Source organism: uncultured Bacillus sp. (assembly GCF_958411575.1).
Lineage (GTDB): Bacteria > Bacillota > Bacilli > Bacillales > Bacillaceae > Bacillus > Bacillus spizizenii.
Genome location: NZ_CATYRA010000006.1, coordinates 253545 through 263192, shown reverse-complemented (window position 1 = coordinate 263192; position 9648 = coordinate 253545). Strand labels below are relative to the sequence as shown.

Below are 9648 nucleotides of genomic sequence, written 5' to 3'. Positions count from 1 at the left end.
TTGGCTGTTTAAAAGGTGTTTTGATCCCTGTCTCAAAAACGGGGGTCAGTCCCATCTTCGGCTGCTTTTTATAAAAAGTCGGTTTTTTTAATTTCTACAAAACGGATGTGATGATCTTCGGCGTCTAGGATTTTAAATTCACACCCCTCCGCGTGTATCACATCTCCTGCTTTCAGCTCCATTTTTCGCGTCAGAAGCCATCCTGCAATCGTATCAATTTCTTCGTTTTCAATCGCAATGTCGAACAGATCGTTTACTTCGTCTATTAACGCTTTTCCATCCATCACATAATGATGCTCGCCTTTTTTCAAAATATGCGGCGTTTCATCCTGATCATATTCATCGCGGATTTCCCCGACGATTTCCTCGATAATATCCTCGACAGTGACAAGCCCTGCCGTTCCCCCGTATTCATCTACGAGAATGGCCATGTGAATCCGCTCTTTCTGCATGCGAATCAAAAGCTGCTGAACAGGGATGCTTTCAATGACTCTGATGACGGGCCTCATAATCTGCTTCAGCTTAATCGGCTGTCCGAGAAAATAAGCTTTAAACATATCTTTGCTGTTGATGATCCCTAAAATATGATCCTTGTCTTCTTTAATGACAGGGTAACGTGTATACCGTTCATTAATGATGTGATGAATCGCTTCTTCAAGCGACTGCTCCAGAGAGATGACCGCAATTTCTGTCCGCGGAATCATAATCTCTCTTGCTACACGGTTGTCGAATTCAAAAATCTTATTCACATAGCGGAATTCAGACTGATTGATTTCTCCCTTTTCATAGCTTTCTGAAAGGATCAGCCTCAGTTCCTCCTCGCTTATGACAACCTCATGCTCCTTCACTGAATGAAAGCCAAACAATTTCACAAGAAAACTTGCAGAGCCGTTTAATGCTTTAATAAACGGATATGTGATTTTATAAAACCAGATCAGCGGCTTTGCAATCCATAAACTGACAGCTTCAGCCTTTTGAATGGAAACCGTTTTCGGAGCAAGCTCACCCATTACCACATGCAAAAAAGTGACGACGATAAATGCAATTACAAATGTGACAATGTGGTTAAACGGTTCAGGTATGCCTGCCGCTGTAAATAAAGGATGAAGAATGCGTTCAAATGTCGGTTCACCAAGCCATCCAAGACCGAGGGCTGTAATTGTAATCCCGAGTTGGCAGGCTGATAAATACTCGTCAAGATTGGAGATGATTTTATGTGCGGCAAGCGCCCGGCTGTCTCCGCTTTCGATGAGCTGATTGATTTTTGAACCTCTGATTTTGACGATTGCAAATTCCGCTGCAACGAAAACAGCCGTAATGCCAATCAAAACAAAAATGGCGATCAATTGTAATATAAGCAAAAAAAACCCTTACCATAAATGGTAAGGGGCCACCTCCTTAACGTTAATTCTCATTACGACCGTTTAAGAAGATCATCACAAAGCGAAGAAGTTCAAACAGGGAAACCAGGGCGGCGGCCACATACGTTAAGGCGGCGGCGCTCAGCACTTTATTTACCCCATTCTCTTCATTGTTCCGGATGAATCCTTCTGACACAATAATTTGCTTCGCGCGTGAACTTGCATTGAATTCGACAGGCAGTGTAATCAGCTGGAAAAAGACAGCAGCTGAAAATAGAATGATGCCAAGCCCGATCAAATTCAGGCTGCCAAGAAGCATGCCCCCTAAGAAAAGCATAGGAGCTACACCGGATGCAAAATTCACGACTGGGAAGATTTTATGTCTCAGCACAAGCGCACCGTATGACTCCTGATGCTGCAAGGCATGTCCGACTTCATGGGAAGCTACGGAGATGGCGGAAATTGAGCGGCCATAATAGACCGGCTCAGATAAACGCACCACCCGTCTTGTCGGGTCGTAATGGTCTGTTAAAGTGCCTCTTACCGGTTCGACCGGCACGTCGTAAAGACCGTTTATATCTAAAATCCGTCTTGCCGTTTCTGCCCCTGTACGTCCGCTTGAGGCTTCCACTTTTGAATATTTTTCAAAGTTGCTCTTTACTTTAAATTGTGCCCAAAACGACAATCCCAATGCGGCTATTGTTAAAAATATAAACAGCATTTTTCATCATCCTTTTTCCATGATCAAATCTTTCTTTATTACAATTATTTTAATGAGTTTTCTTTCTCGTGTACAGAAAAGCGCTTTTTTTTCCGGCTCGGTGTACACATTCCAATCAGCAGAAAGAAGAGTCCTGCTGAAAACAAATAAAAGGAAAAGCTGCCGACAAGCTCTTTCAGAAAACGAAGCCAGGAGAAGCTGCCGGAAAAGTGATTATATGAATTCAAATCGAAAATAAACAAAATCACCGCGGATGCCGCCAGCTGCGTACCGATCAAAACCACGATCGTTCTTTGAATGATCGTCATCTATTTTTCATCCTTTTTGTTTTAGTTTATGGAGAAATCCGTTTTATATGTTTTGTTCATTTTTTGAAAAACATCACCGGAAGTGGGACATACTGTTTAAAAAAAGCACGGGTGTGATGGAAGCCATGAAAGTGACGAGTGAGGAAAAGGAACAGCTGAGCACAGCAATCGACCGAATGAATGAAGGTCTGGACGCATTTATTCAGCTTTATAATGAGTCGGAAATCGATGAGCCTCTTATTCAGCTTGATGATGATACCGCCGATTTAATGAAGCAGGCCCGAGATATGTACGGCCAGGAAAAGCTAAATGAGAAATTAAATACGATTATTAAACAAATTTTATCCATCTCATTATCTGAAGAAGGAGAAAAAGAATGAAATCAAATCGGATATTTATTTCATGGCTCAAGTGGCCGTTATTTATCCGAATCGGGGTTATTATTTTATTTCTGATTCTTTTGTTTGGCCAAATCATTTATATTCTTGAGCCGAAGCAGTTCACTTCGGTTTTTGAGGGCATTTGGTGGGCTGTCGTTACCGTTTCGACAGTCGGCTATGGAGATTATGTGCCGCACACGCCGCTGGGACAGGCGGCCGGAATACTGCTGATTTTGAGCGGGGCAAGCTTTGTCACTGCATATTTCGCCACATTATCAGCGGCCGCATTCAGCAGACAGCATCGCTATATCGAAGGAAAAGTCGCTTACAAAGGGCGCGGCCACATCATTCTGATCGGGTGGAATGAAAAAACAAACCGGCTGCTGAAGGACCTGCAGCTTATGGCCCCTTCTAAAACGGTTGTACTGATCGATGAATCTTTAAAAGAAGGCCCTCTTATCGAAAACGTCCATTTCATACGCGGGCACGCAGCCGATGATGAAACACTGAAACGGGCCAATATTACTGAAGCGGAATCAGTGATGATTACAGCCGATCAGTATAAAAGTGAAGCTGAAGCAGATATGCTGTCAGTGCTGATTCTTTTATCAGTTAAAGGGCTTAACCCCCTTGCTTACTGCATCGTTGAGATTTTGACTGACCGGTTTGTCACCAATGCAGAGCGGGCAGGCGCCAACCAAATCATCGGAACTTCGGAATTTATCAGCCGGGCGATGCTGCAGCATTACCAAATCAAATTACGTCCGTCTAAACATCAGAACGGAATCAACCTGACACTTGATCAGCATGTGAAGCTTCTTCCTGTTCCTAACGATCTAAGGGGAGCCGCTTACAAAACGTGTGTCCTCTATTTCCTTGATCACAACACGACAATTATCGGCGTACAAAAAGAGGAAGGGCCGATAATTTCCCCTCCTCTTACATACAAGGTGCTTGAAACAGACCAATTCCTTGCGATCTAATGCAGCAGAACATCCTCCAATTCTTTCACAAGGGAGGCGCCGATATCCAAATACGCCGGATCAATTTCCGCGTCGCGCCTTTCCGGCTCGGAAAATTGATTAAAGAGTGATTGGAAAGGACCTCCCTCGGCATAATCATCAAGATCCGCCTGGAACACCTGCCTCAGCATAAACGGCGTTCCGATCCGAACGGCCGCCCCGCGTTCATCGAGACTGCCCTGTACCGCATTGACTGGAATCCTTAAAAACAAATAGCCATTTGTATCATCAATTTTATAATCAAAGTAGCCGTGATCGTATTCCCAGCCGCCGTTTATCACATAACCGAGCGGCTTCATTACTTGTTCCAATTCTTGAAGCAGAAAAGACTGCCCATCTATCGCGGAAGGTATTGTAATCATCTAAAATGCCCCTTTTTCACTTATCCTGTCCTGCCGAACAAGACTTCATTCAGAGGCGCACTACATGGAAATCGTTGTTTCTTTCATACGGCTAACAGAAAAGAAAGCGCATTCAAATAAAAAGTAAACAGCCATTGCCGCTGCAAGCCCTGCAGCAGATTCCCATGAAACATAAACAACTGCGGCATAGAGTCCTAATTTAGTGAAAAGAGTATGAGAACGTTTTAACTGCATCATCCGGTGTACCGCATCGGTAAAAAGCGCAAGCGGCAAAGCAATTAGAAGAAAGGCGTGGATGAAAAAGTGTGATAACGTGCTGCCAAAGCTTGAAGAAAACTCTGTATACACGGCATCAAAGGAGATGAGGATACTTAGAACAGCCGCAGAAAAACCGGCAATGATGAGATGTTTAAACATTTGTTTCATGAACATCAGCACCTTTCTGATTTTATAAAAAGCCGACCGGCAAATGCCAGTCAGCTTTCTCACATTAATCTTCCAGACGTTTTTCAAGCTCTGCTTTCTTCTCTTCAAAGCCAGGTTTGCCAAGCAATGCAAACATATTGACTTTATATGCCTCTACTCCAGGCTGGTCAAACGGATTGACGCCCAGAAGATAACCGCTCATCGCGCAGGCTTTTTCGAAGAAGTATACAAGGTATCCAAAAGTATATGCATTCAGCTCAGGAATGTTGACGATTAAGTTCGGAACATTTCCGTCTGTATGAGCAAGCATCGTGCCCTGGAAAGCTTTCTTGTTAACGAAATCTACCGTTTTTCCGGCTAAATAGTTTAAGCCGTCAAGATCGTTATCCGCTTCTTCGATTGTCAGTTCATGTTTAGGTTTCTCTACATTCAGCACCGTTTCGAATAAATCTCTGCGGCCTTCTTGTACATACTGGCCTAATGAATGAAGGTCTGTTGAATAGTTAGCTGAAGAAGGATAAATGCCCTTCTCATCTTTCCCTTCACTTTCTCCGAACAGCTGCTTCCACCATTCTGCAAAGTATTGAAGCGCCGGCTCGTAGTTGATGAGCATTTCAATTGTTTTGCCCTTATTATAAAGCACATTGCGAACGACCGCATATTGGTATGCAGGGTTTTCTTCTAATTCAGATGTGGCAAAATCTTTGCTCGCATCCAGTGCGCCTTTCATCATGTCGTCAATGTTGACGCCGCTGACAGCGATCGGCAAGAGGCCTACAGCTGTTAATACAGAATAACGGCCGCCGACGTCATCAGGGATGACAAATGATTCGAAGCCTTCTTCGTTAGATAGCGTTTTTAATGCGCCGCGTTCTTTATCAGTTGTTGCGTAAATCCGCGCTTTCGCTTCTTCTTTGCCATATTTCTCTTCAAGAAGCTTGCGGAAAATACGGAAAGCGATTGCAGGTTCAGTTGTCGTACCTGATTTAGAAATCACATTAATAGAGAAGTCAACATCTTCAAGAAGATCCATGACATCTCTCATATAAGATGAACTGATGTTATTTCCGATGAAAATAACTTGCGGATTGCCGCGTTTTGCTTTTGGCAAAGTATTATAAAACGCGTGATTAAGCGCTTCAATCGCAGCCCGCGCCCCAAGGTAAGAACCGCCGATGCCGACAACAAGCAATACATCAGAATCAGATTTGATTTTTTCCGCGCTTTTTTTAATGCGCGCGAATTCTTCTTTATCATAATGTTCAGGGAGGTCCACCCAGCCTAGAAAATCGCTGCCAGCGCCTGTTTTTTCATGAATATTATGGTGTGCTGTTTTTACAAAGTCCCGCAGGTATGTAAGTTCATGTTCGTTGAAGAAAGTCAACGCTTTTGAGTAGTCAAAGCGTACATGCGTCATTGCTTGTCCCTCCATAACGGTATAATGTTTTCATCTTTCACTTTATATGAACTCATCTGTGAAATCAAGTCAAGAAGAAAGGGCGGAATGACTGGATTCCGCCCTCTGGGTTTATAGAGACGCGCGAAGGATGGCAAGCACGTCATCTTTGTTCAGTTTTTGGAAGTTGCCGAAGCCGCCGTGTTCCATTTCTTTGGCTGCGATATCAGCAATCAGCTCAAGCTTTTCTTCTCCGATATTGTAATCGGCAAGTCGGGAAGGCGCACCGAGGCTTGTCCAGAAAGCAGACAGCTTGTCGATGCCTTCAAGCGCAATTTCTTTATCTGTTTTGCCTTCAGTATCAATGTCAAACATGTTGAGCATGAGGTTTTTAAAGCGGCCGACATTTGTATCAAGCGTGTATCTCATCCAGTTCGGGAACAGAATCGCAAGTCCGCCCGCATGCGGAATATCATACACAGCTGAAACAGCGTGTTCCATTGTATGAGAAGCCCAGTCGCCGAAGTAGCCCATTTGGAGCGTGCCGTTTAAAGCGATTGTACCTGCATACAAAATCGTTTCACGATGTTCGTAGTTTTCCAGGTCTTCAAGAAGCTTAGGAGCTGTTTCGATGACCGTCTGCAGAACCGCAAAGCACATTCTGTCCTGAAGCGGCGTATTTTCAACATTATGAAAGTACTGTTCAAATACGTGGCTCATCATGTCAACCATGCCGTAAACTGTTTGATTTTCTGGGACAGTGAACGTGTTTTCAGGATCTAAAATCGAGAAACGCGGATGAGTCACATTGCTGCCCCATACATATTTCTCGTTTGTTTCCCAGTTTGTAATCACGGAATCAGGGTTCATTTCAGAGCCTGTCGCAGCAAGAGTTAAAACAGTGCCAAACGGCAGCGCATCTTCTGCTGTTACTTTTTTGCTGAAAATATCCCAAGCGTCGCCGTCGTATTTAACGCCGGCAGCAATTGCTTTTGTGCAGTCAATGACACTTCCGCCGCCGACAGCAAGCAGAAAATCAATGTCATGTTCTCTGCATAGGGCTATGCCTTTTTCCACTGTTGCAAGACGCGGGTTCGGCTCTACACCTGACAGCTCATGAACAACAGCGCCTTCTTCTTTTAAAATGCCTGTAACTTGATCATAGAGACCGTTGCGTTTAATGCTGCCGCCGCCGTAGACAAGCAGCACCTTATTGCCGTATTGTTTTAATTCTTTTCTTAAATGTTCAATCTGACCTTTTCCGAAGATCAGCTTCGTCGGGTTATAATAAGTGAAATTTTCCATGGTAAAACCTCCAAATGATGCTGTAAAAAAACAGATTTTCAATTGTAACATAAGCAGACAAAAAGAAAAAGGGAAGCAGCCAAACGGCTGTTTCCCCTTTTTTTATAAAGATGCTTTCAAAATGGCAAGTACATCTTCTTTATTGAGTGATTTAAATTGGCCGAATGTACCGTTAGCCATAGCCTTGTCAGCAATTGTGTCAAGCTGCTCATCATTAATATCATAATCAGCAAGACGGTTCGGAGCGCCAAGGCTTGTCCAGAACGCAGACAGCTTATCGATACCTTCAAGTGCAACTTCTTTATCTGTTTTACCAGCTTCTTCTACTCCAAACACGCGAACAGCAAGCTGTTTCATGCGGGCAGGGTTTTCAGACAATGTGTGTCTCATCCAGTTCGGGAACAGAATCGCCAGTCCGCCGGCATGAGGAATATCATAAACGGCTGATACAGCATGTTCAATATTATGAGTGGCCCAATCCCCTCTTGCACCCATAGAAAGCATGCCGTTTAATGCTATTGTTCCTGTGTATAGGATCGTCTCACGCAATTCGTAATTTTCGAGATCATTGATCAGCTTAGGCGCTGTTTCAATGACTGTGCGCAGAAGTGATTCACACATACGGTCCTGATACGGCGTGTTTGATACATGATGGAAGTATTGTTCGAATACGTGGCTCATCATATCAACCATACCGTAAATCGTGTGATTTTTAGGAACGGTGAACGTATTCACCGGATCAAGAATCGAGAATTTAGGGAATACGAGCGGGCTGCCCCAGCCGTATTTTTCTTTTGTTTCCCAATTTGTAATAACCGAGCCTGAGTTCATTTCAGAACCAGTTGCAGCGAGAGTCAATACAGTTCCGAATGGCAAAGCATCCTTCGGCTGATGTTTTTTCGTGACGATATCCCACGCATCACCATCATACTTCGCTCCTGCGGCAATCGCTTTTGTACAGTCGATGACACTTCCGCCTCCGACAGCCAGCAAGAAATCAATGTGATGTTCTTTGCAAAGGGCAACACCTTTATTAACAGTCGACACACGCGGATTCGGTTCTACACCTGCTAATTCATGCACGGTCACTCCGGCTTTATTTAGCTGTTCAATCACTTGATCATACAGGCCGCTGCGTTTAATGCTTCCGCCTCCGTAGACAAGCAATACGTTTTTCCCGTAAGATTTGAGTTCCTCCGGCAGTCTTTCCACTTCTCCGCGCCCGAAAATTAATTTGGTCGGATTCCAGTATGTAAAGTTATGCATGACATCTCCTCCTTAGATTTTTTATTATGCAGAATGTCCTCACTACATGTAAAGCAATCAGCTCTCACCGGCCAACATATCGCTCGGTTTTATATGGAAAGATGCTGGGAAAGAAACTGATATAGGTGAGGGCAGACCGGTTTCCCTCAATATGGAGAATGCATGTATAGATTCTCCAATATGTCACAATCTATAACTGTTTTAATAATTCATGGAGGAGGTTGCAAAACATGAGTACCATTCAAAGAATTTGTCTTGTTTTAACGATCATTGGCGCTATTAACTGGGGACTGATCGGATTTTTCCAATTTGACTTAGTAGCGGCCATCTTCGGCGGCCAAGGGTCAGCCCTTTCCCGCATCATTTACGGACTTGTCGGAATCGCCGGATTAATCAACCTCGGTCTGCTGTTTAAACCAAACGAGGAAAGATCACGTGAAGAGGCAGCAAATCCTGAAATGCGATAGGATAAAAAAGCACCGAACATTCCTGTCCGGTGCTTTTTTCATGCTTATTTTTTGATAAGGTCTTTGCGGTTGGACATTTCAATCCACTCTTCAAGCTTATCTTTTAATGTGTTGAAACCTTGTGGTGTAGAAGCTTCTTCGCTTACTTGCGCAGCTTTAGGTTTTCTTGGTTTGCTTTCTTTTTTCTCAGGCGCAGCTTGTGTCGCACGAATTGAAAGGCTGATTTTTCCTTTTTCTTCATCAACAGCAAGTACTTTTACTTGTACTTCGTCGCCAACTGAAAGGTGCTCGTTGATATCTTTTACGAAACCGTGAGTCACTTCAGAAATGTGTACTAAACCTTGAGTTTCTTCATCTAATGCAACAAACGCACCATACGCTTGTAATCCTGTAACTTTACCAGTGTAAACACTGCCCACTTCAAATTTTGCTGTCATTCATAACAACTCCTAAGTTAAATTAAATATCTGTTTATACGCAATTTAAAATTATATCACACATGTCTTATTTCCGCAAAGAAAACTTTTTATTAAAAAATCAGGTTTATACACAGCAAAAAGGGGGTAAACTGAAAATACCAAAGGCTTTCTAGTATTCCCCCCTTTTATTGGATGCGAACAAAAGGTTCGTATCT

12 protein-coding genes are annotated in these 9648 nt (G+C 43.4%); 3 read left to right on the top strand and 9 right to left on the bottom strand.

Features of this window, described 5'->3' with window-relative positions; all coding sequences use genetic code 11:
- Nucleotides 1–68: 68 nt before the first annotated feature.
- Genes Q5C82_RS12380 through Q5C82_RS12370 form a run of 3 tightly spaced genes read right to left on the bottom strand, consistent with a single transcriptional unit; the run spans nucleotide 69 to nucleotide 2390 of the window.
- The gene (locus Q5C82_RS12380) at nucleotides 69–1361 is read right to left on the bottom strand and encodes a hemolysin family protein (RefSeq protein WP_013308040.1); all 1293 of its coding nucleotides are present in this window, start codon (nucleotides 1359–1361) and stop codon (nucleotides 69–71) included.
- A gap of 43 nt (nucleotides 1362–1404) precedes the next feature.
- Nucleotides 1405–2082, bottom strand: a complete 678-nt coding sequence (locus Q5C82_RS12375) for a zinc metallopeptidase (protein WP_003220791.1) — start codon at nucleotides 2080–2082, stop codon at nucleotides 1405–1407.
- 44 nt (nucleotides 2083–2126) lie between these two features.
- Nucleotides 2127–2390: a hypothetical protein gene (locus Q5C82_RS12370; RefSeq protein ID WP_003220789.1), complete on the bottom strand. Its 264-nt coding sequence runs from the start codon at nucleotides 2388–2390 to the stop codon at nucleotides 2127–2129.
- 47 nt (nucleotides 2391–2437) lie between these two features.
- Between Q5C82_RS12370 and mstX the strand changes: the two genes are divergently transcribed.
- Nucleotides 2438–2770, top strand: a complete 333-nt coding sequence (mstX, locus tag Q5C82_RS12365) for a biofilm formation protein MstX (protein ID WP_003220787.1) — start codon at nucleotides 2438–2440, stop codon at nucleotides 2768–2770.
- Nucleotides 2767–3753 carry a TrkA family potassium uptake protein gene (locus Q5C82_RS12360; RefSeq protein ID WP_003220785.1) on the top strand — a complete coding sequence of 329 codons (987 nt, stop codon included), beginning with the start codon at nucleotides 2767–2769 and terminating at the stop codon, nucleotides 3751–3753. The genes mstX and Q5C82_RS12360 overlap by 4 nt, the downstream gene beginning before the upstream one ends.
- Here the strand turns inward: Q5C82_RS12360 and Q5C82_RS12355 are convergent.
- The 5 genes from Q5C82_RS12355 to Q5C82_RS12335 form a co-directional block, all read right to left on the bottom strand.
- Nucleotides 3750–4154, bottom strand: coding sequence for a YugN-like family protein (locus Q5C82_RS12355; RefSeq protein ID WP_003220782.1), 405 nt, complete (start codon nucleotides 4152–4154; stop codon nucleotides 3750–3752). The genes Q5C82_RS12360 and Q5C82_RS12355 overlap by 4 nt on opposite strands.
- A 60-nt stretch (nucleotides 4155–4214) precedes the next feature.
- The gene (locus tag Q5C82_RS12350; protein WP_079996639.1) at nucleotides 4215–4586 is read right to left on the bottom strand and encodes a hypothetical protein; all 372 of its coding nucleotides are present in this window, start codon (nucleotides 4584–4586) and stop codon (nucleotides 4215–4217) included.
- Between the two features lie 58 nt (nucleotides 4587–4644).
- Nucleotides 4645–5997, bottom strand: coding sequence for a glucose-6-phosphate isomerase (locus tag Q5C82_RS12345; RefSeq protein ID WP_003220778.1), 1353 nt, complete (start codon nucleotides 5995–5997; stop codon nucleotides 4645–4647).
- 111 nt (nucleotides 5998–6108) lie between these two features.
- Nucleotides 6109–7281 (bottom strand): iron-containing alcohol dehydrogenase, encoded by a 1173-nt coding sequence (locus tag Q5C82_RS12340; protein WP_003220775.1) that lies wholly within the window; start codon nucleotides 7279–7281, stop codon nucleotides 6109–6111.
- Nucleotides 7282–7383: 102 nt separating this feature from the next.
- Nucleotides 7384–8547, bottom strand: coding sequence for an iron-containing alcohol dehydrogenase (locus tag Q5C82_RS12335; RefSeq protein ID WP_003220773.1), 1164 nt, complete (start codon nucleotides 8545–8547; stop codon nucleotides 7384–7386).
- A 230-nt stretch (nucleotides 8548–8777) separates the two neighbouring features.
- On the opposite strand from Q5C82_RS12335, the gene Q5C82_RS12330 reads away from it, so the two are divergent.
- On the top strand, nucleotides 8778–9014 hold the full coding sequence (locus Q5C82_RS12330; RefSeq protein ID WP_003220771.1) for a DUF378 domain-containing protein: 237 nt from the start codon (nucleotides 8778–8780) through the stop codon (nucleotides 9012–9014).
- Between the two features lie 44 nt (nucleotides 9015–9058).
- Here Q5C82_RS12330 and yugI read toward each other — a convergent pair whose 3' ends face one another.
- Nucleotides 9059–9451 carry a S1 domain-containing post-transcriptional regulator GSP13 gene (gene yugI, locus Q5C82_RS12325; RefSeq protein WP_003220769.1) on the bottom strand — a complete coding sequence of 131 codons (393 nt, stop codon included), beginning with the start codon at nucleotides 9449–9451 and terminating at the stop codon, nucleotides 9059–9061.
- Nucleotides 9452–9648: the final 197 nt, after the last annotated feature.